At 74.0% G+C, this 20,240-nt stretch carries 18 protein-coding genes; 9 read left to right on the forward strand and 9 right to left on the reverse strand.

The window, feature by feature from the left end; translation table 11 throughout:
- Window positions 1-197 precede the first annotated feature (197 nt).
- The 3 genes from ACFWN1_RS21085 to ACFWN1_RS21095 form a co-directional block, all read right to left on the reverse strand.
- Entirely contained in the window at window positions 198-1,010 is an 813-nt protein-coding gene (locus ACFWN1_RS21085; RefSeq protein WP_384364087.1) for a class I SAM-dependent methyltransferase, read from the reverse strand.
- A 72-nt stretch (window positions 1,011-1,082) separates the two neighbouring features.
- On the reverse strand, window positions 1,083-1,592 hold the full coding sequence (locus ACFWN1_RS21090) for an EamA/RhaT family transporter (protein WP_384364055.1): 510 nt from the start codon (window positions 1,590-1,592) through the stop codon (window positions 1,083-1,085).
- A 45-nt stretch (window positions 1,593-1,637) separates the two neighbouring features.
- Window positions 1,638-1,940, reverse strand: a complete 303-nt coding sequence (locus ACFWN1_RS21095; RefSeq protein WP_384364057.1) for an SH3 domain-containing protein — start codon at window positions 1,938-1,940, stop codon at window positions 1,638-1,640.
- Between the two features lie 205 nt (window positions 1,941-2,145).
- Here ACFWN1_RS21095 and ACFWN1_RS21100 point away from each other — a divergent pair, with 205 nt between their 5' ends.
- Window positions 2,146-4,335 carry a PQQ-binding-like beta-propeller repeat protein gene (locus ACFWN1_RS21100; protein ID WP_384364059.1) on the forward strand — a complete coding sequence of 730 codons (2,190 nt, stop codon included), beginning with the start codon at window positions 2,146-2,148 and terminating at the stop codon, window positions 4,333-4,335.
- Between the two features lie 37 nt (window positions 4,336-4,372).
- Here ACFWN1_RS21100 and ilvD read toward each other — a convergent pair whose 3' ends face one another.
- The 4 genes from ilvD to ACFWN1_RS21120 all read right to left on the reverse strand — a co-directional run bounded on the left by ilvD (window position 4,373) and on the right by ACFWN1_RS21120 (window position 8,800).
- Window positions 4,373-6,226, reverse strand: a complete 1,854-nt coding sequence (ilvD, locus tag ACFWN1_RS21105) for a dihydroxy-acid dehydratase (protein ID WP_384364061.1) — start codon at window positions 6,224-6,226, stop codon at window positions 4,373-4,375.
- Between the two features lie 140 nt (window positions 6,227-6,366).
- Window positions 6,367-6,972: a TetR family transcriptional regulator gene (locus tag ACFWN1_RS21110; RefSeq protein ID WP_384364063.1), complete on the reverse strand. Its 606-nt coding sequence runs from the start codon at window positions 6,970-6,972 to the stop codon at window positions 6,367-6,369.
- On the reverse strand, window positions 6,969-7,781 hold the full coding sequence (locus ACFWN1_RS21115; RefSeq protein ID WP_384364065.1) for a sugar phosphate isomerase/epimerase family protein: 813 nt from the start codon (window positions 7,779-7,781) through the stop codon (window positions 6,969-6,971). Before ACFWN1_RS21115 ends, ACFWN1_RS21110 begins: the two co-directional genes overlap by 4 nt.
- An 86-nt stretch (window positions 7,782-7,867) precedes the next feature.
- Window positions 7,868-8,800, reverse strand: a complete 933-nt coding sequence (locus ACFWN1_RS21120; protein ID WP_384364067.1) for a Ppx/GppA family phosphatase — start codon at window positions 8,798-8,800, stop codon at window positions 7,868-7,870.
- Between the two features lie 71 nt (window positions 8,801-8,871).
- Here ACFWN1_RS21120 and ACFWN1_RS21125 point away from each other — a divergent pair, with 71 nt between their 5' ends.
- The gene (locus ACFWN1_RS21125) at window positions 8,872-9,705 is read left to right on the forward strand and encodes a hypothetical protein (RefSeq protein WP_384364069.1); all 834 of its coding nucleotides are present in this window, start codon (window positions 8,872-8,874) and stop codon (window positions 9,703-9,705) included.
- Between the two features lie 52 nt (window positions 9,706-9,757).
- Here the strand turns inward: ACFWN1_RS21125 and ACFWN1_RS21130 are convergent, their stop codons facing one another.
- Window positions 9,758-11,467: a hypothetical protein gene (locus ACFWN1_RS21130; protein WP_384364071.1), complete on the reverse strand. Its 1,710-nt coding sequence runs from the start codon at window positions 11,465-11,467 to the stop codon at window positions 9,758-9,760.
- Between the two features lie 244 nt (window positions 11,468-11,711).
- On the opposite strand from ACFWN1_RS21130, the gene radA reads away from it, so the two are divergent.
- Window positions 11,712-13,121, forward strand: coding sequence for a DNA repair protein RadA (gene radA, locus ACFWN1_RS21135; protein WP_384364073.1), 1,410 nt, complete (start codon window positions 11,712-11,714; stop codon window positions 13,119-13,121).
- Window positions 13,122-13,201: 80 nt separating this feature from the next.
- The gene (gene disA, locus ACFWN1_RS21140) at window positions 13,202-14,326 is read left to right on the forward strand and encodes a DNA integrity scanning diadenylate cyclase DisA (RefSeq protein WP_384364075.1); all 1,125 of its coding nucleotides are present in this window, start codon (window positions 13,202-13,204) and stop codon (window positions 14,324-14,326) included.
- Between the two features lie 114 nt (window positions 14,327-14,440).
- On the opposite strand, the gene ACFWN1_RS21145 is transcribed toward disA, so the two are convergent.
- Window positions 14,441-15,301, reverse strand: a complete 861-nt coding sequence (locus ACFWN1_RS21145) for a hypothetical protein (RefSeq protein WP_384364077.1) — start codon at window positions 15,299-15,301, stop codon at window positions 14,441-14,443.
- Between the two features lie 181 nt (window positions 15,302-15,482).
- Between ACFWN1_RS21145 and ACFWN1_RS21150 the strand changes: the two genes are divergently transcribed.
- From ACFWN1_RS21150 to cseC, 5 genes are all read left to right on the forward strand, one after another.
- Window positions 15,483-16,358: an A/G-specific adenine glycosylase gene (locus tag ACFWN1_RS21150; protein ID WP_384364079.1), complete on the forward strand. Its 876-nt coding sequence runs from the start codon at window positions 15,483-15,485 to the stop codon at window positions 16,356-16,358.
- A gap of 270 nt (window positions 16,359-16,628) precedes the next feature.
- Entirely contained in the window at window positions 16,629-17,168 is a 540-nt protein-coding gene (locus ACFWN1_RS21155) for a SigE family RNA polymerase sigma factor (RefSeq protein ID WP_384364081.1), read from the forward strand.
- Complete coding sequence (locus ACFWN1_RS21160) at window positions 17,156-17,809, forward strand: hypothetical protein (protein WP_384364083.1); 654 nt, start codon at window positions 17,156-17,158, stop codon at window positions 17,807-17,809. The genes ACFWN1_RS21155 and ACFWN1_RS21160 overlap by 13 nt, the downstream gene beginning before the upstream one ends.
- 55 nt (window positions 17,810-17,864) lie before the next feature.
- On the forward strand, window positions 17,865-18,569 hold the full coding sequence (gene cseB / locus ACFWN1_RS21165; protein ID WP_384364085.1) for a two-component system response regulator CseB: 705 nt from the start codon (window positions 17,865-17,867) through the stop codon (window positions 18,567-18,569).
- An 8-nt stretch (window positions 18,570-18,577) separates the two neighbouring features.
- Complete coding sequence (gene cseC / locus ACFWN1_RS21170; RefSeq protein ID WP_384364089.1) at window positions 18,578-19,909, forward strand: two-component system sensor histidine kinase CseC; 1,332 nt, start codon at window positions 18,578-18,580, stop codon at window positions 19,907-19,909.
- Window positions 19,910-20,240: the final 331 nt, after the last annotated feature.

Below are 20,240 nucleotides of genomic sequence, written 5' to 3' on the forward strand. Positions count from 1 at the left end.
GTCCCCCCCCCACGCCGCCACCCGCCAGGGGCTTTTGTCGGGGGGGGGGGTTTTGGTGTTTCCGCCCCGGGGGGGGGCGGGGCCCATTTATTCCCCCGGTTTGCAATTTGGGCCCCGAGCCAGGGGCCCGTCAAGGGGCCGTGTCAGGGTCGGGGGGTTTCGGCTCAGGGATCGGTCAGGGTCGGCTCCGGGGCCGGTCAGGGGCGGGTCGGGGGTTCCGGCGTGGTGGCGACGAGCAGAACCACCTCGTACGTCTCCTCGACCAGGCCGTCGGGGAAGACCTTGATCAGGTGAGCGCGCTCGGCGTCGAAGAAGTCGGTCCGGGCGGCCTCGGGGGCGAGGAGGAAAGCGGAATGACTGCCGATGTTGGCCAGGTGTGTGTCCAGTGGCACGCGGCGGCTCCAGCGGACCGAGCGGCGGGCGAAGCGCAGCCGGCCGGCGGGGTCGGTGACGACGCGGTCGGCGGCCGTGCGCTGCTCGGTGTGCATGGGCAGGCCGAGGAAGCGGGCGGTGCGCGCGGCGGCCGCGGCGATCCAGTCGACGTCCGTGGCATGGACGTTCCACCACAGCGCGAGCGCGCCGCCCGGCCGCAGCACGCGCAGCGCCTCCGGCACCGAGCGGGCCGGGTCGGTCCAGTGCCATGCCTGGGCGTAGGTGATGAGGTCGGCGTGGGCGTCGGCCACGGGAAGGGCGTCCCCGCTGCCCTGGACCAGGCGAAGGTGCGGGTTTCTCCGGCGGAACTCGGCGGCCATGCCCGCGCCCGGCTCGACGGCGAGCACCTCGGCACCCCGCTCGTGCAGCAGCGCGCTGGCGATACCGGTGCCGGCGCCCACGTCCACGGCTCGGGCGCCGGTCAGGGGACGGCCGGAGAGTTCCTCGATGGTGTCGAAGAGCGCGGGCGGATAGGAGGGGCGGTTCTCCGCGTACTGGGCGGCGGCCACGTTGAAGGAGTGGGCGCGGGCGGTGTCGGTCGGCTCGCCGGAAGCCCGGGATGTGGTCATGCCGACCATGATGCGCGGCATGGGGCAGGTGGGGTCGGTGGTTCCGTGCCGGGTGCCTCGGTGCCGTCGCCCCGGCCGGCCTCAGCGCTTCTTGCGGGCCTTCGCGGGGTTGCCCGTGCGCCGGGTCCGGGTGCGCTCGTACTCCGCGCGGGCGGTGTCGTACTCCGCGCGGTGCAGCTTCTCGCCCGGTGCCTCGGTCAGGGAGCGGACGGACCAGGCGAGGAGGGTGCCGACGAAGCCGACGGCGAGCAGGCCGCGCAGGCGGGCCTGGCGCTCGGGGTCGGGGCGGCGGCCGAAGTTGTCCCAGGTGTTGCGGAAGGCGAGCGCGCCGCACACCGCGAACATGGCGATGACCAGGACGGTCACGAAGGAACCGGTTCCGGCGATCTGGAGGCCCTGGTAGGCGAGCCGCAGGATCAGACAGGAGACGGCGGCCGCGACGAGGGCGCCGAGGCCGACGGCGGCGCGGCGGGCCGGGTAGCCGCCGGTGTGGTCCACCCAGGACGTGCCGAAGAAGCGGAGGGGTTCGGGGCGGGGGCCGCCGCCCGTGGAGCCCGCCGGGATCGCGTTGGTGCCGGTCTCGTCGCTCACGCGTCGATTATGGCTCCGGCGGGCGGCGGGCTCCGGGCCGGGGCGTCAGCCGCAGCGGCCGGTCACGTAGCCGTCGCTGCCGGTGTGCACATAGGCGTCGGACACGAACTCGCCGGAGCCGATGTTGTCCCAGATCTTCGAGGTGCCGTACGGGCCGGTCACGGTGGTGCCGGGCGTCTGGCAGAAGATCGTGACGAAGGAGCCGGCCGGCAGCACGCGGATGATGTTGTAGCCGGTGCCGGGGCCGCTGCGGACGTTCAGGGCGTCGTTCGGCGAGACCTGATAGCGGGACGCGGCGGCGGTGGCCGCCGGCTCGGCCAGAGTGGTGGACGCGTGGTCGTCGGACATGAGATACCTCCCCCGTGACACCCCGTGGCCGCCACGGGGTGGTGACACCGCTCGTCGGGCATCGCGGACGGGTGCCGGACGGGCGGGCGGGCCATGGCTGCGCGTGACTCGCAGGCGGAGGTTAGCAAGCCGCCTCGGCGTCGTACGAGCAATCGAATAGGCTCCTCTGCGTCGCGCGCGCGGCCGAAGAGCACGGGGGTGGTCCATGGCGCCACAGCACAGCACCGGAGCCGGCGCGGAAGCGGAACTTCCGGAGTACGCCGGTCACTACCGGCTGGAGTCGCAGCTCGGCTCCGGCGGGATGGGTGTGGTGCATCTGGCCCGCAGCGCCTCCGGGATGCGGGTGGCGGTGAAGGTGGTGCACGCCGAGTTCGCGCGGGACCCCGAGTTCAGGGGGCGGTTCCGGCAGGAGGTGGCGGCCGCGCGGCAGGTGAGCGGCGCGTTCACCGCGCCGGTGGTGGACGCGGACCCGGAAGCGGACCGGCCTTGGATGGCGACGCTGTTCATACCCGGTCCGACCCTGTCCCAGGAGGTGAAGCGGAACGGGTCGCTGGAGCCCGCGCAGGTGCGGCGGCTGATGGCGGGGCTCGCCGAGGCGCTCAGGGACATCCACCGGGTCGGTGTGGTGCACCGGGATCTCAAGCCCGGGAACGTGCTGCTGGCCGACGACGGGCCGAAGGTGATCGACTTCGGGATATCCCGGCCGAAGGACAGCGAATTGCGCACCGAGACGGGGAAGTTGATCGGTACTCCACCGTTCATGGCGCCGGAGCAGTTCCGGCGGCCTCGGGAGGTGGGCCCGGCGGCTGACGTGTTCGCGCTCGGGTCGGTGATCGTGCACGCGGCGACCGGGCGGGGGCCGTTCGACTCGGACAGCCCCTATGTCGTGGCGTATCAGGTGGTGCACGACGAGCCGGAGCTGGCCGGGGTACCGGAGAGTCTCGTGCCGCTGGTGCGGCGGTGTCTGGCCAAGGAGCCGGAGGACAGGCCGACGCCGGACGAACTGATGCGGGCGCTGCGTTCGCTCGCGGCCTCGTACGACACGCAGGCGTTCATACCGGCGCAGCGGGACGGTGCGGCGGAGGCGGGCGCGGACGAGGTGTCGGCGGACGGCGACGGCTCCGCCGGGGCGGAGGCGCCGGTCGCGGCGCCGGGGCGGCGGTGGCGTGGGCGGCGGGCGGTGCTGGCGGCGACCGCGTCGGTACTGGCCGTGGGCGCGGTGCTGGCCTCGGTGTGGTGGGCCGGGGCCGGGCATGGGCAGGCTGGGCCCCGGGTGGCTCCGAAGGTGACGGCGGCCGGGTTCGAGGGGTGGCGGACCAGGCCGGTGGCAGGCGCGACCGGTGCGCCCTGGTGCGTGGCCGGCGCGGGCAAGCTGCTGTGCACCGTTGACGGTGCGGTCTTCGCGCTGGACCCGGCGGGGGGTTCCGTGGTGTGGCGGCGGGCGTTCGCCGGGGCGCGGTGGAGTGATCCGCCCGCGCTGGCCGGCGGCTCGTTGCGGCTGCGGGACCAGAGGGGGCACCTGACGTCCCTCGATCCGGACACGGGGCGTACGCGCGAGGACCGAGAGCTGTCCGGGAGCACCGGCACGAAGTACGTGGGGGACACGCTGCTGACGACCCGTGCGGACGGGGTGGTCGTGGGTGCGGACAGCGAGTCGGGGCGGGAGAAGTGGCGGATGCCGTGGCCGGACGGCATCCGGCCGCGCCTCGATGCCTTCAGCTCCGGGCCTGCGGGGTCTGCGGGGTCTGCGGGGTCTGCGGGGTCTGCGGGGTTTACGGGGTTTACGGGGTTTACGGGGTACGCGACGGTGACCTCGGCGGACGGCCGGAGCACGCGGGTCACGGCGTTCGACACCGGCTCGGGGGCCGTGCGGTGGAGCGGGCGGATGTCCGGGGTGCTCGAACCGGTGGGCGCGGAGGGCGGGTTCGTGTACTTCCTCGAGGCCGATCCGGAGGACGGGGGCACCAAGGCCGTGGTGCGGTACGCGGTGGGGTCGGGCGGGACACGCCGGGTCCCGCTGCTGGGTCCGCTTCTCGACGCTCAGGCCACCGTGCGGGACGGCGTGGTGTACCTGCTCGCGGCCAACGGTGGTCTGGACGCGGTCGCCCCGGAGGCGGGCAGAGCGCTGTGGCACCTGGAGACGACGGTGAGCCGTGGCTCGGCCCCGGTGACGGACGGCCGGCGGGTGTACTTCACGTCCGCCGACGGGCGTCTGCTCGCCGTGGACGCCCGCCGGGGCACCCTCGCGGGTCAGACCCGCCCCCCGCTGGGCGCGCGGGCGGACCGGGTGACCTCAGGCCTGCCCTCGCCGGTGCTGGCGCTGGGCCATGTGTACGCGGGCGCGCCGGGCGGTGCGGTGTTCGCGGTGGACGCGGGTGATCCGGCGGCCTGGTGAGCGGTGCGCTCGTCGGCCGCCGGATGGCCCTGGGGCGTCAGCCCAGGCGGGTCACGTCGCGGACGGCGCCCTTGTCGGCGCTGGTGGCCATCGCCGCGTAGGCGCGCAGGGCGGTGGAGACCTTGCGGGTGCGGCCGGCGGGGGCGTAGACGCCGTTCAGCGCGCGGTCGCGGCGGGCGAGTTCGGTGTCGTCCACCAGGAGTTCGATGGTGCGGTTCGGGATGTCGATGCGGATGCGGTCGCCGTCCTCGACCAGGGCGATGGTGCCGCCGGAGGCCGCTTCGGGGGAGGCGTGGCCGATGGAGAGGCCGGAGGTGCCGCCGGAGAAGCGGCCGTCGGTGACGAGGGCGCAGGTCTTCCCGAGGCCGCGGCCCTTGAGGTACGAGGTCGGGTAGAGCATCTCCTGCATGCCGGGGCCGCCCCTGGGGCCCTCGTAGCGGATGACCACCACGTCGCCGTCCTTGACCTCCTGGGTCAGGATGCGCTGGACGGCCTCCTCCTGGGACTCGCAGACCACGGCAGGTCCCTCGAAGGTCCACACCGACTCGTCGACGCCCGCGGTCTTCACCACGCAGCCGTCGACGGCGAGGTTGCCCCTGAGGACGGCGAGGCCGCCGTCCTTGGAGTAGGCGTGCTCGGCGGAGCGGATGCAGCCGCTCTCGGCGTCCTCGTCGAGGGCGGCCCAGCGCTCGGACTGGGAGAAGGCTTCGGCGGAGCGGACGCAGCCGGGGGCCGCGTGCCACAGCTCGACGGCCTCGGCGGACGGGGAGCCGCCGCGCACGTCCCAGGTCTTGAGCCAGTCGGCCAGGGACGGGCTGTGGACGGACGTCACGTCCTCGTTGAGGAGCCCGGCGCGGTGCAGTTCGCCGAGGAGGGCGGGGATGCCGCCGGCGCGGTGCACGTCCTCCATGTAGTAGGTGCGGTCCTTCGCCACGTTGGGCGCGACCTTGGCCAGGCAGGGGACGCGGCGGGAGACGGCGTCGATCTCGGGCAGGCCGAAGGGGACGCCCGCCTCCTGGGCGGCGGCCAGCAGGTGCAGGATCGTGTTGGTCGAGCCGCCCATGGCGATGTCCAGCGCCATCGCGTTCTCGAAGGCCGCGTGGGAGGCGACGGAGCGGGGCAGGACGGTGTCGTCGTCCTGCTCGTAGTAGCGGCGGGTGATGTCCATGACCGTGCGGCCCGCGTTCTCGTACAGGGCGCGGCGGGCGGTGTGGGTGGCGAGGACGGAGCCGTTGCCGGGGAGGGAGAGGCCCATGGCCTCGGTGAGGCAGTTCATCGAGTTGGCGGTGAACATGCCGGAACAGCTGCCGCAGGTGGGGCAGGCGTTCTCCTCGATGCGGAGGATGTCCTCGTCGGAGATCTTGTCGTTGACCGCGTCGGAGATCGCGTCGACCAGGTCGAGGGTGCGCACGGTGCCGTCGACCAGGGTGGCGCGGCCGGACTCCATGGGCCCGCCGGAGACGAAGACGGTCGGGATGTTCAGGCGCAGCGCGGCCATCAGCATGCCCGGCGTGATCTTGTCGCAGTTGGAGATGCAGACCAGGGCGTCGGCGCAGTGCGCCTCGACCATGTACTCCACCGAGTCCGCGATCAGGTCGCGGGAGGGCAGGGAGTAGAGCATGCCGCCGTGGCCCATGGCGATGCCGTCGTCCACCGCGATGGTGTTGAACTCGCGCGGGATGCCGCCCGCCTCCCGGATCGCCTCGCTGACGATCCGGCCGACCGGCTGGAGGTGGGTGTGGCCGGGGACGAACTCGGTGAAGGAGTTGGCGACCGCGATGACGGGCTTGCGGCCGATGTCCGCACCGGGTACACCCGAGGCGCGCATAAGGGCGCGGGCGCCCGCCATGTTGCGGCCGTGGGTGACTGTGCGGGACCTCAGCTCGGGCATCGCCGCTCGCTCCTTCTGAGAAGACGGGGTCAGGCAGACTCCTGACTTCTGCCGAGCGTACGCCGGTCATCCACGGGGCGGGACGATCTGTCCGGAATGCGGGACGGACATCTTGCGGCGGCGCGCGGTGGCGCCCGGGATCACTCCCCCGTCAGGTGTCCCTGCACCACCGGTGCCAGCCGGGCCACGATCCGCTCCAGATCGGCTGAGGCCAGCGGCTCCACCTTGATCACGTACCGCAGCATGGCGGTGCCGACCAGCTGTGCGGCGGCCAGCTCGGCGCGCAGCTCGGCGTCGGGCACCTCCAGCTGTCCAGCCAGGCGGCGCAGCAGCTGGGCGGCGATCAGCCGGCGGAAGACGGCGGCGGCGGTGTCGTTGTTGACGGCGGAACGGACGATGGCCAGCAGCGGGGTGCGGGTGGCGGGGTTCTCCCACACGCCGAGCACGAACCGGGTAAGCCGCTCCCCCACGGTGTCCAGCGGGCCCTCGGCGATGGCGTCCGGCGCGGCGAGGGCGGGCGCGAAGGCGACCGAGACGGCGGCCTCGAAGACCTGCTCCTTGGTGCCGAAGTAGTGGTGGACCAGGGCGGAGTCGACACCGGCGGCCTTGGCGATGCCGCGTACGGACGTCTTCTCGTAGCCGCGCTCGGAGAACTCCGCGCGGGCGGCGCCGAGGATGCGGTCGCGGGTGTCGCCAGACTCGGCGCGCGGGGGCCGGCCCCGGCGCCGTGCGGTGGGCTCGCTCACGGCAGGGGCACCCCGGCCCCCGCCGCGAGGTGGCGGCGGGTGAAGGCGAGCGCCTCGGCGAGGTCGGCCTCGCGTTCGGCGCCGGACATGGCCCGCCGGGTGTTGACCTCGATGACGACATGGCCGTCGAAGCCGGTGCGGGTGAGCCGGTCCAGCAGTTCGGCGCAGGGCTGGGTGCCCCGGCCGGGCACCAGGTGCTCGTCCTTGGCGGAGCCGATGCCGTCGGCGAGGTGGACGTGGCCGAGCCGGTCACCCATGCGGTCGATCATGCCGAGGGTGTCGGTGCGGGCGGTCGCGGTGTGGCTGAGGTCGATCGTGAAGTGCCGGTAGTCGTCCTTGGTGACGTCCCACTCGGGGGCGTAGGCGAGCAGTTCGCGGTCGCGGTAGCGCCAGGGGTACATGTTCTCGACGGCGAACCGTACGCCGGTCTCGTCCGCCATGCGCCAGATGCCGCCGACGAAGTCGCGGGCGTACTGCCGCTGCCAGCGGAAGGGCGGGTGGACGACGACAGTGGAGGCGCCCAGCTTCTCGGCGGCCGACCGCGCGCGGCGCAGCTTGGTCCAGGGGTCGGTTGACCAGACCCGCTGGGTGATCAGCAGGCAGGGCGCGTGCACGGCGAGGACCGGCACGCCGTGGTGGTCGGAGAGGCGGCGCAGGGCCTCGATGTCCTGGCTGACGGGGTCGGTCCACACCATGACCTCGACACCGTCGTAGCCGAGGCGCGCGGCGATCTCGAAGGCCGTCGCCGTCGACTCCGGGTAGACCGAGGCCGTCGACAGGGCGACCTTCACGTCCCTTGGTTCAGCCACGGAGACACCTTACGGGGTGGGGCAGGGCGGATCAGGGGTGGCTCCGGGCCGGTGTGAGCTTCGCCGTCGCGGGCCCCCGGTACGGCTCACGCCGAGCCCATGTGGTCCAGGCGCCGCAGGATGACGCCCTCGCGCAGCGCCCACGGGCAGATCTCCACGCTCTCCACACCGAACAGGTCCATCGCCCCCTCGGCGACCAGCGCCCCGGCGAGGAGCTGTCCGGCCCGGCCCTCGGAGACGCCGGGGAGTTCGGCGCGCTGTGCGGCGGACATCGCGGCGAGCCGGGGCACCCATGCCTCCAGCGATTCACGTTTGAGCTCGCGCTGCACGTAGAGGCCGTCGGCGTCCCGCGCGGCGCCCGCGATCCGGGCGAGCTGCTTGAAGGTCTTGGAGGTGGCGACGACATGGTCGGGGGCGCCGAAGCGGCTGAACTCACCGACGGTACGGGCGATCTCCGCGCGCGCGTGGCGGCGCAGCGCGCGTACCTCGTCGGAGGTCGGCGGGTCCGCGCGCAGCCATGCGGCGGTGAGACGGCCGGCGCCGAGCGGCACGGAGGCGGCCGCGTCCGGCTCCTCGTCGATGCCGTAGGCGATCTCCAGCGAGCCGCCGCCGATGTCCAGCACGAGCAGCTTCCCGGCGGACCAGCCGAACCAGCGGCGGACGGCGAGGAAGGTGAGCCGGGCCTCCTCGGCGCCGCTGAGCACCTGGAGGCGGACGCCGGTCTCGTCCGCCACGCGCGCGAGGACGTCGTCGGCGTTGCGGGCCTCGCGCACGGCGGAGGTGGCGAACGGGAGCAGGTCCTCGACGCCCTTGTCCTCCGCGGCCTGGAGGGCGTCCCGTACGACGGCTACGAGGCTCTCGATGCCCTCGTCGCCGATCGCGCCGCTGCCGTCGAGGAGTTGGGCGAGCCGCAGCTCGGCCTTGTGGGAGTGGGCGGGCAGCGGGCGGGCGCCGGGGTGGGCGTCCACCACCAGCAGATGCACCGTGTTCGAGCCCACGTCCAGGACACCGAGTCTCATGGACGAAACGCTACTGCCAGAACCCCGGTGCGCGGTGCCCGGACGGCCCTGTCGCGACTTACCCTGGACGGGTGCCAAAGACGAAAAAGGCGAAGGCCAACAAGCCCGGCAAGCCTGACAAGCCGACCAGGCCACGCAAAGCCGGCAAGGCCGCCGAGAACGACGAGAAGGGCCTCGACTTCGCGCGCGCGTGGGTGGAGTTCCCCGACCCCGCCGACGACGAGCAGGTCTTCCGCTGCGACCTGACCTGGCTGACCTCCCGCTGGACCTGCATCTTCGGCCAGGGCTGCCAGGGCATCCAGGCGGGCCGCGCGGACGACGGCTGCTGCACGCTGGGCGCGCACTTCTCCGACGAGGACGACGAGAAGCGGGTCGCCGAGCACGTGGCCCGGCTCACCCCGGACATCTGGCAGCACCACGACGAGGGTCTGGCGGCCGGCTGGGTCTCCGAGGACGAGGAGGGCTCGCGGCAGACGCGTCCCTTCGAGGGCTCCTGCGTCTTCCAGAACCGGCCCGGTTTCGCGGGCGGCGCGGGCTGCTCGCTGCACATCCTGGCACTCAGGGAGGGCCGGGAGCCGCTGGAGACCAAGCCGGACGTCTGCTGGCAGCTGCCGATCCGGCGCACCTACGACTGGATCGACCGCCCGGACGACACCCGCGTGCTCCAGGTGTCCATCGGCGAGTACGACCGCCGCGGCTGGGGTCCGGGCGGGCACGACCTGCACTGGTGGTGCACCTCGGCCACCTCGGCACACGGCGCGGGCGAGCCGGTCTACGTCTCCTACCGGGCCGAACTGACCGAGCTGATGGGCAAGGCGGGCTACGACCGCCTGGCCGAGCTGTGCGAACAGCGGCTGGCGTCCCAGCTCCCGCTGGTGGCCCCGCACCCGGCGGACCCGAGCTGAGCGCGGCCGGGGCGTCAGCGGTCCAGTCATCAGCGGCCCAGTCGTCGGCGGCCTAGTCGTCGGCGGGATTCGGGGTGTCCTCGTCGCCGGGCGGCGGGGACGACTCCGGCGGGTCGGACGGGGGCGGGTCGGACGGCTCGGTCGGGTCGGGGTCCGGCCTCGGGGAGGAGCTGGACGGCGGCGGGGGCTGGCTGGGCGGGCCGGAGGACGGTGCCGGGGGCGGCGCGGTCGGCGTCGCCGGGTCCGGGGCGCTGGGCTGCGGGCGGGAGGGCGCGGGGACCGGGCCTGACCCGTCGATGGTGACGACGGCTCCGGCCGGGGCGACGGCCACGCGGGCCCGCCAGCGGCCCGAGGGCTCGCGCAGATGGTCGACGTACACCTTGACCGTCACCGAGTCGCCGGGGTCGAGGGTGCCGCCCGGCCGGCTGAGGTAGAGCCAGGGCGCCGAGGTGGTCGCGGACCAGCGCACCGGGGCGTCGCCGGCGGCCCTGAGGGTGATCAGCGTGGTGTCGCCGTGGTGGGAGGCGGCGACGGCGAGCCGGCCGGCGCCCTTCTCCCCGGCGCCGTTGACACTGACGACCTCCACGGAGACGTCCGGCCCGCCCTTCTCGGCGCCCCGGGTGCCGGGCTTCACATCGGCGTTGCCCGCGTTCTGGTAGCCGCCCGCCGGGTCGCCGCCGAGCGCGCCGGGGCCGTCCGCCTCGCGGGCGTTGGCCGGGCTGTCGTCCCCGCCGATCGTGGGCGCGCCCCGGTAGGCGGCCCAGAGGGCGAGCACGGGGGCGGCGACGACGGTGGCGACGACGGTCGTGGTGACGGCACGCGCGCGGAGCTTGTCGCGGCGGGCCGCGCGGTCCTTGGGGTCCATCGGGAAGCCGCGCCGGTCGAAACGCGGTGCGGCGGCGGTGCGGGCGCGCGGCTGGTGCGCGAGCGCGGTGTGCAGGGCGGCGCGGGGCGCGGGGAGGACGGGCAGCTCGGCGGGGGTGACCGCGGCACCAGGCCAGCGGCCGGGGACGGCGCGCTCGGCGGTACGGCGGCAGCGCGGGCAGTCGTCGACGTGCCGGACCAGCTCGCGGCGCAGGGCCGCGCTCAGCATGAGCCGGCTGTCGCCGGTGAGGTGGGCCACGCTCGGGCAGCCCCCGGTCTCCACCACGGCGAGGGCGGCGCGGGTGCGTTCGACCTCGCAGGCGGCGGACGCCAGCAGTTCGCGGGCGGCGGCGGGTTCCAGGCCGAGCACGGCGGCGACCTCGGGGGCGGCCAGCTTGTGCCGGACGGCAAGCTCCAGCGCCTCGCGCTGCTCGGGGGTGGTCCCGGCGGCCTCGGGCCAGGCCAGCAGGGCGAGTTCGCGGCGCCGCAGCTCGCGTGTCTCCGGGCACGGGACGGGGTCGGGTGCCGGGGCGCCGGTCGCGGGGCGGCCGGCGGCGTGGCCCGCCTGGCGCTGCTGCCTGGCCCGCGCGAGGCCCCGCAGACAGGCCCAGCGGGCCAGGGCGTACAGCCAGGCCCGGCGGTCGCCGGGGGTCTGCGGGTCGCGGCGGCCGCGCCGTTCGGCGATGACGAGGACCTCGCCCAGGGCGGCGGTGGCCGCGTCGTGGTCGCAGAGCACCGACAGGCAGTAGGTGAACAGGCCGTCCAGGTACGCCTCGTGGCGCGACGACGCCCGCTGGGCGATGTTCCGCGCCGCGGACAGGTCGCGCGCCTCCCGGTGCGCCCGATGCGCCCGGTGTGCGCCGGTGGTGCGGGTCGTGGTGTCCGGAGTGCTGCTCATCACCCGTGCGACCGTAGGCGTCGACGGAGCGCCCCTTCCCGCACCTTGAGCACTTTTAATCCATACGGGTGAAACGATCCCTCATAAGGGGACACCGGCCTCCGGACTGGAGGCGCGAACCCGGTGGGCGGGATCCGGAACTCTGCCCTCCGCGTGCGCCCCGATACCCCGGCGTGCGCCCCCGAGCGCGCGCCGTCCGGGACGCCCGGCGGGCGTTGTCAGTGGCGGGGGCTACGGTTTCCGCATGGCCACCCGTACCAAGTCCGCCAAGGAGCGTCCGTCCTACCGCTGCACCGAGTGCGGCTGGCAGACGGCCAAGTGGCTCGGCCGCTGCCCCGAGTGCCAGGCGTGGGGCACGGTCGAGGAGTACGGCGCGCCCGCGATCCGTACGACGGCGCCGGGCCGCGTCACCAGCTCCGCCCTGCCCATCGGCCAGGTCGACGGCCGTCAGGCCACCGCCCGCACCACCGGCGTCCCGGAGCTCGACCGGGTGCTCGGCGGCGGACTGGTGCCCGGCGCGGTCGTGCTGCTGGCGGGTGAGCCGGGCGTCGGCAAGTCCACGCTGCTGCTCGACGTGGCGGCCAAGTCGGCGAGCGAGGAGCACAAGACCCTCTACGTCACCGGTGAGGAGTCCGCGAGCCAGGTCCGGATGCGCGCCGACCGCATCGGCGCCCTGCACGACCACCTCTATCTCGCCGCCGAGACCGATCTCGCGGCCGTCCTCGGCCACTTGGACGCGGTCAAGCCCTCCCTGCTGATCCTGGACTCGGTGCAGACGGTCGCCTCCCCCGAGATCGACGGCGCCCCCGGCGGCATGGCCCAGGTCCGGGAGGTGGCCGGCGCCCTGATCCGCGCCTCCAAGGACCGCGCCATGTCCACCCTGCTGGTGGGCCATGTCACCAAGGACGGCGCCATCGCGGGCCCCCGCCTGCTGGAGCACCTGGTCGACGTCGTCCTGAGCTTCGAGGGCGACCGGCACGCCCGCCTCCGCCTGGTCCGCGGCGTGAAGAACCGGTACGGGGCGACGGACGAGGTCGGCTGCTTCGAGCTGCACGACGAGGGCATCACCGGCCTCGCCGACCCCAGCGGCCTGTTCCTGACCCGGCGTGCCGAGCCGGTGCCGGGCACCTGCCTGACCGTGACCCTGGAGGGGCGCCGCCCGCTGGTGGCCGAGGTGCAGGCGCTCACCGTGGAGTCCCAGATCCCCTCCCCCCGCCGCACCACCTCCGGCCTGGAGACCTCCCGCGTCTCGATGATGCTGGCGGTGCTGGAGCAGCGCGGCCGGATCAGCGCGCTCGGCAAGCGGGACATCTACTCGGCGACCGTGGGCGGGGTGAAGCTGTCGGAGCCGGCGGCCGACCTGGCCGTCGCGCTGGCGCTCGCTTCGGCGGCCAGCGACACCCCGCTGCCGAAGAACCTGGTCGCCATCGGTGAGGTGGGTCTCGCCGGCGAGGTCAGACGCGTCACGGGGGTGCAGCGCAGGCTCGCGGAGGCGGCCCGGCTGGGCTTCACACACGCGCTCGTACCGGGCGATCCGGGCAAGGTCCCGGCCGGGATGAAGGTCGTGGAGGTCGCCGACATAGGTGACGCGCTGCGGGTGCTGCCCCGCTCCCGTCGCCGAGAGGCCCCGCGGGAGACGGAGGAGCGCCGGTAGACTTTGCGCAGGTCTCGCCCGTCCGTGCGAAACGCGTCCCGTGACGGAAGCGCGTCAGAACCTGCGACCGGAGGAGTGCAGTGGCAGCCAACGACCGGGCAGCAGCTCCCGGAAAGTCCGGTGGGAGTGCCGGTACCGAGGGCCTGATGCGCGCCTCGCTGAGCGCCGTTGCCCCGGGCACAGCCCTGCGCGACGGTCTGGAGCGGGTCCTGCGCGGCAACACCGGCGGCCTGATCCTGCTCGGCTGGGACAAGACGGTCGAGGCGATGTGCACCGGCGGTTTCGTGCTGAACGTGGAGTTCACCGCGACCCGGCTGCGCGAGCTGTGCAAGCTCGACGGCGGCATCGTGCTCTCCACGGACCTGTCGAAGATCCTGCGCGCCGGCGTCCAGCTGGTCCCGGACCCCACGATCCCCACCGAGGAGACCGGCACCCGGCACCGCACGGCGGACCGCGTCTCCAAGCAGGTCGGCTTCCCCGTGGTCTCGGTGTCCCAGTCGATGCGGCTGATCGCGCTGTACGTCGGCGGTCAGCGCCGGGTCCTGGAGGACTCGGCGGCCATCCTGTCCCGGGCGAACCAGGCGCTGGCCACGCTGGAGCGGTACAAGCTCCGCCTGGACGAGGTCGCGGGCACGCTGTCCGCGCTGGAGATCGAGGACCTGGTGACGGTCCGGGACGTCTCCGCGGTCGCGCAGCGCCTGGAGATGGTCCGGCGCATCGCCACCGAGATCGCGGAGTACGTGGTCGAGCTGGGCACGGACGGCCGGCTGCTGGCGCTCCAGCTGGAGGAGCTGATCGCCGGGGTCGAGCCCGACCGCGAGCTGGTCGTCCGGGACTACGTGCCCGAGCCGACGGCGAAGCGCTCGCGCACGGTGGAGGAGGCGCTGTTCGAGCTGGACGCGCTCAGCCATGCGGAGCTGCTCGAACTGGGCACGGTGGCGCGGGGGATGGGGTACACCGCGTCCCCCGAGTCGCTGGACTCGGCGGTGTCGCCCCGCGGGTTCCGGCTGCTGGCGAAGGTGCCCCGGCTGCCCGGTGCGATCATCGACCGGCTGGTGGAGCACTTCGGTGGGCTGCAGAAGCTGCTCGCCGCCAGCGTGGATGATCTTCAGGCTGTGGACGGGGTCGGGGAGGCGCGCGCTCGCAGTGTGCGGGAGGGGCTCTCGCGGCTGGCGGAGTCCTCCATTCTGGAGCGGTACGTCTAGTTCTCCGGAGCGATACGTCTGGTTCCCGGGTGCGGGTCCGCTGTGGCTGGTCGCGCGGTTCGCCGCGCCCCTGGAAGCGCGACGCTTGGCGCTCCCCGAGAAGCACCGGTCGCCTCAGTCCGCCGACAGGACGAACGACGTCTGCGCCTTGGCGAAGCCCGATGCCTTGGCCTCCAGCAGATACGTGCCCGGCGCGGCCCTGCCGGCCGGCGGGGTGGCGCACTCGGGGGCGCTCGGGTTGCGGTCCCACTTCACGGTGTAGGCGATGCTCTCGCCCGCCGGGACCCGGAAGACCAGGCTCCTGGCGCCCTTGGGGCAGTCGTCCGAGGCCCAGTACGGGTCGTCGCCGTCGGCCGGGGTGATGGCGAGCACCGCGTGCTCGGGGCCGAGGTCCACCTTGCAGTCACCGGACGAGGCGTTGCGCACGACGAGTTCGAAGGCGGGAGTCTCGTCGGGGGAGAAGGAGTTGTGCTTGCCGCGCAGGCTCAGCGTGACCTTGCCGGGGGCGCAGACGGGGAGCGGGGAGGACGCCGCCAGCGCGTCGCCCGCGCCGACACTGCCGCCGCCCGCGCCCGACACCGAGCCCGAACCGCCCGCGCCGGAGCCGGAGTCACCGTCGGAACCGCCTTCGTCGCCGGAGCCGCCCGAGCCGGAACCGTCCCCGGAACCATCGCCCGAACCGCCGCCCGAACCGCCGTCACCGGCACCGCCACCGGCGCCGCCACCGCCCGACTCGTCGCGCCCGCCCGGGTGTTGGCTGATCGCCGGGCCGGACGCGGTGGGACCCGGTGTGATCGTGGACGCGGGATTCTTGCCGTCGGGACCCTGGGCGCCGTTCTTGCCGCCCCCGCCCCCCGACACGACGATCCAGGTGACCACGAGCGCCAACAGGGCGACCGCGGACACGATGACGACCCTCCGTCGCCAGTAGATGGAGGAGGGGAGCGGACCGACCGGATTGCGCAAAGATCCCACGCGGGAACTCTACGAGAGATCATGCCCCTGACTGACGTCCCCCGCCGCCCTCGCACCAACTTTTCCGGATCATCATCCCGGTAACTTCCCTCGCACACCGGCAGCTTGTGCCGAACGCGACGCTCCGTGCGCGGGCGGTGACCCGCCGCCTCCGCGTCAGGCGTGGCAGGATCGGAAGGCCATGACTGAGAAGCTTCACGCCCCAGTGATCGACTGGTTCGACGCCCACGCCCGCGACCTCCCCTGGCGCCGCCCGGAGGCGGGTCCATGGGGTGTGATGGTCAGTGAGTTCATGCTCCAGCAGACCCCGGTCAGCCGGGTGCTGCCCGTCTACGAACAGTGGCTCGCCCGCTGGCCCCGCCCGGCCGACCTGGCGAAGGAGCCGCCGGGCGAGGCGGTGCGCGCCTGGGGCCGGCTCGGCTACCCGCGCCGCGCGCTCAGGCTGCACGGCGCCGCCGTCGCCATAACGGAGCGGCACGGCGGTGACGTGCCCACCGACCACGCCCAGTTGCTGGCGCTGCCCGGCATCGGCGAGTACACGGCCGCCGCCGTGGCCTCCTTCGCCTACGGGCAGCGGCATCCGGTGCTGGACACCAACGTCCGCCGGGTCTTCGCGCGGGCGGTGACCGGGGTGCGCTACCCGCCGAACGCCACCACGGCCGCCGAACGCCGGCTGGCCCGCGAGCTCCTGCCCGACGAGGAGGGCACCGCGGCGCGCTGGGCGGCGGCCTCCATGGAGCTGGGCGCGCTGGTGTGCACGGCGAAGAACGAGGACTGCCACCGCTGCCCGATCGCCGCGCAGTGCGCCTGGCGGCTCGCGGGCAAGCCGGAGCACGAGGGTCCGCCCCGGCGCGGGCAGACGTACGCGGGCACCGACCGCCAGGTGCGCGGGAAGCTGCTCGCGGTGCTGCGGGACGCGCATGTGCCGGTGCCGCAGCAGGCACTGGACCGGGTGTGGCACGAACCGGTGCAGCGGGCCCGCGCGCTGGACGGGCTCGTCACGGACGGCCTGGTGGAGCCGCTGCCGGGCGGCCTGTACCGGCTGCCGCTCGGCTGACCCACAGAAAGGTCACAGCCAGGGGCCGCCCGTCACGACCCGACCCGGCCGACAAACCGCCTCATGAATGGACAAGGCGGGCGCACTCCTTACCCCGGCCTCACGGCTGTTACACAACCGACGGACAGCCGAGTGCCGGCCGCAGGCTTCCTCGGACAACCCCGTGACAACCGCTCCGTAGCTTCGTTCCGTGCCCGGCGGACCACCGGGCCGGCGGAAGAGGGCCCCGGGCAAGAGCCGGGGCTACGGGGAGACGGAAGGCGGTCGGTCATGGCGCAGGGCGAGGTGCTCGAGTTCGAGGAGTACGTACGGACCCGGCAGGAGGCGCTGCTGCGCAGTGCCCGCCGGCTGGTGCCGGACCCGGTGGACGCGCAGGATCTGCTGCAGACCGCGCTGGCCCGGACGTACGGGCGCTGGGAGGGCATCGCCGACAAGCGGCTCGCCGACGCCTATCTGCGCCGCGTCATGATCAACACCCGTACGGAGTGGTGGCGGGCGCGCAGGCTGGAGGAGGTCCCGACCGAGCAGCTCCCGGAGGCCCCGGTGGCGGACTCCACCGAGCAGTACGCCGACCGGGCCCTGCTGATGGACATCCTGACGGTGCTCGCTCCCAAGCAGCGAAGTGTCGTGGTGCTGCGACACTGGGAGCAGATGTCCACGGAAGAGACGGCCGCGGCCCTCGGCATGTCCGCGGGTACGGTCAAGAGCACGCTGCACCGGGCGCTCGCCCGGCTCCGCGAGGAGCTGGAGGCCCGCGACCTGGAGGCACGCGCGCTGGAGCGTGAGGAGCGGGAGCGTTGCGCGGCCTGAACGACGGCTCCAGACGTGTCCGAGGCATACGTGCGGTGACCGCGGCGGTGGCCGGGGCCACCGCCCTCGGCCTGTCCGTGACCGGGTGCGGCGCCGGTGGTACCGGGGCTCGCGACGAGGGTCCGGCGCACGCCTCCGCCGTGGCCGGCGCGGCGCCCGCCTCCCCCGCGCCCAGTCCCGCCGCCGGCTACCGCCGTGTCGACGCGGTGGGCCTGCTGAAGCGGGACCCGGCGGTCTCGGCCCCTGTCAAGCACGAGCTGAAGCCGTGCGGCAGCGGCGACGACTACCCGGTGGACGTCTCCTACGGCGACCTGACCGGCGCGGACCGCCCCGATGTGGTGATCAACGTGCTGACCTGCGCCGACGCGGTGGGGATCGGTGCGTATGTGTACCGGGAGACCGATGGCGCGTACCGGAGCGTGTTCAAGGCCGAGGAGTCGCCGGTCTACGCGGAGATCGACCAGGGCGTGCTGACCGTGACCCGGCAGGTGTACAGCAGAGGGGACCCCATCTCCAGCCCGTCCGGCGAGGACGTGATCCCGTACCGCTGGAGGGCGGGCCGGTTCACGCCCGGCAAGCCCGTGCACACCGACTACAGCGGAGCGGTGGGCCATGAGCCGTCCGCCGTGCCGGGCGACTGACGCGGCACCTCCGCGTACCGCGACAACCAGGACCACGAGGACTGCGAGCATCCGGATGCCAGACCACACCCACGTCCTGTTCGTCGAGGACGACGACGTCATCCGTGAGGCCACCCAGCTCGCCCTGGAGCGGGACGGCTTCGCGGTCACCGCCATGCCGGACGGGCTGTCCGGTCTGGCGGCGTTCCGCGCCGACCGCCCCGACATCGCGCTGCTGGACGTGATGGTGCCGGGGCTGGACGGGGTCAGCCTGTGCCGCCGCATCCGGGACGAGTCGACGGTGCCGGTGATCATGCTGTCGGCGCGGGCGGACTCCATCGACGTGGTGCTGGGCCTGGAGGCCGGCGCCGACGACTATGTGACAAAGCCGTTCGACGGCGCGGTGCTGGTCGCCCGCATCCGGGCGGTGCTGCGCCGCTTCGGGCACGCCGGGCACCCGGCGGGGGCCCATGCGGACGCCTCGGCGGGCTCCGACGGGGTGCTGACCTTCGGCGAGCTGGAGGTGGACACCGACGGCATGGAGGTGCGGCGGGCCGGGCAGCCGGTGGCGCTCACCCCGACCGAGATGCGGCTGCTGCTGGAGTTCTCCGGCGCGCCGGGCACCGTGCTCTCCCGCGACAAGCTGCTGGAGCGGGTCTGGGACTACGGCTGGGGCGGGGACACCCGGGTGGTCGACGTCCATGTGCAGCGGCTGCGGCAGAAGATCGGGCAGGACCGGATCGAGACGGTCCGCGGCTTCGGCTACAAGCTGCGGGGCTGAGCGTGACCATGCGGAGTCTCTTCAGGCGCCCGGTCCGCCGGGTGGCGGGCGCGGGCCTGCGCACCGGTCTGCGCTGGAAGCTGAGCGCGGCCATCGCGCTGGTCGCGGGGCTGGTGGCGTTCGCGCTGAGCCTGGTCGTGCACAACGCGGCCCGGGTCTCGATGCTGGACAACGCCCGTGACCTGGCCAACCAGCGGGTCCAGCTCGCCCAGCGCAACTACGAACTCGCCGGGCGGCCCAACTTCCCCAGCATCAAGATCGACGACCCCGCTCTCCCGGCCGCGCTGCGGGTCAAGGTGGAGGAGGGGCGCCGGGCCAGTTACGTCAGCGACACGGGCAGCGGCGAGCCGGACATCTGGGCCGCGGTGCCGGTCAAGAACGGGCATGTGCTCTCGCTGCACGGCGCCTTCCCGGACAAGTCCGCCGACGTGCTGGCCGACCTCGACCAGGCACTGCTGATCGGCTCCATCGCGGTGGTCCTCGGCGGCAGCGCGCTCGGCGTGGTGATCGGCGGCCAGCTCTCCCGCCGCCTGCGCAAGGCCGCGGTGGCCGCGAACCGGCTGGCCGGCGGCGAGACCGACGTACGGGTACGGGAGGCCATCGGCGGAGTCGTACGGGACGAGGCCGACGACCTGGCCCGCGCGGTGGACGCGATGGCGGACGCGCTGCGCCAGCGGCTGGAGGCCGAGCGGCGGGTCACGGCGGACATCGCGCACGAGCTGCGTACGCCGGTGACCGGGCTGCTCACGGCCGCCGAGCTGCTGCCGCCCGGCCGGCCCACGGAGCTGGTCCTGGACCGGGCCAAGGCGATGCGCACGCTGGTGGAGGACGTACTGGAGGTGGCCCGGCTGGACGGGGCCTCGGAGCGGGCCGAACTGCAGGACATCATGCTGGGGGAGTTCGTGGCCCGGCGGGTCGCGGCGAAGGACCCTGACATCGTCGTACGGGTGGTGCACGAGTCCGTGGTCACCACCGACCCGCGCCGGCTGGAGCGGGTGCTGCTGAACCTGCTGACCAACGCCGCGCGGCACGGCGAGCCGCCCATCGAGGTGACCGTCGAGGGCCGGGTGATCCGGATACGCGACCACGGCCCCGGCTTCCCCGAGGAACTCCTCGCTGAGGGCCCCCTCCGCTTCCGCACCGGCAGCGAGGACCGCGCCGGCCAGGGCCACGGCCTCGGCCTGACCATCGCCGCCGGCCAGGCCCGCGTCCTCGGCGCCCGCCTCACCTTCCGCAACATCCGCCCGCACGGCGAGGGCGCGGTGGCGGTCCTCTGGCTCCCCGAACACGCCCCCACGGCGACGGGCAGCTACCAGGTCCCACCGACCCTGCGAAGCTGAGCGCGCCGGGCCGGGGCGCGGCGCGGAGACGCGGTCACCGCCGGGCGGGGGGCCGAAGGCCGGCGTCAGGGGCCGGAACGCGGGATCACACGGGCCCCGCCCGCGTCCGGCGGAGACACGCGTGTGGACGGAAGCCCGCACGGGCCGGGGCCAAGAGCCGGGGCCGGAGGCCGGAGCAGAGGGCCGGAGCCGGAGGCCAGAGCCAGAGTGCGGAGGCACCCGGTCGCCGCCGGGACGAGTGTCGACACGCGGGTGGGCATCACCCCGCGAGCCGGGGACCGGAAGAGGTGCGGGTGGGCATCGGGCCCTGCCCCGCCGCCGGACCCCGGTG

This window comes from Streptomyces sp. NPDC058459, from assembly GCF_042721685.1.
GTDB lineage: Bacteria > Actinomycetota > Actinomycetes > Streptomycetales > Streptomycetaceae > Streptomyces.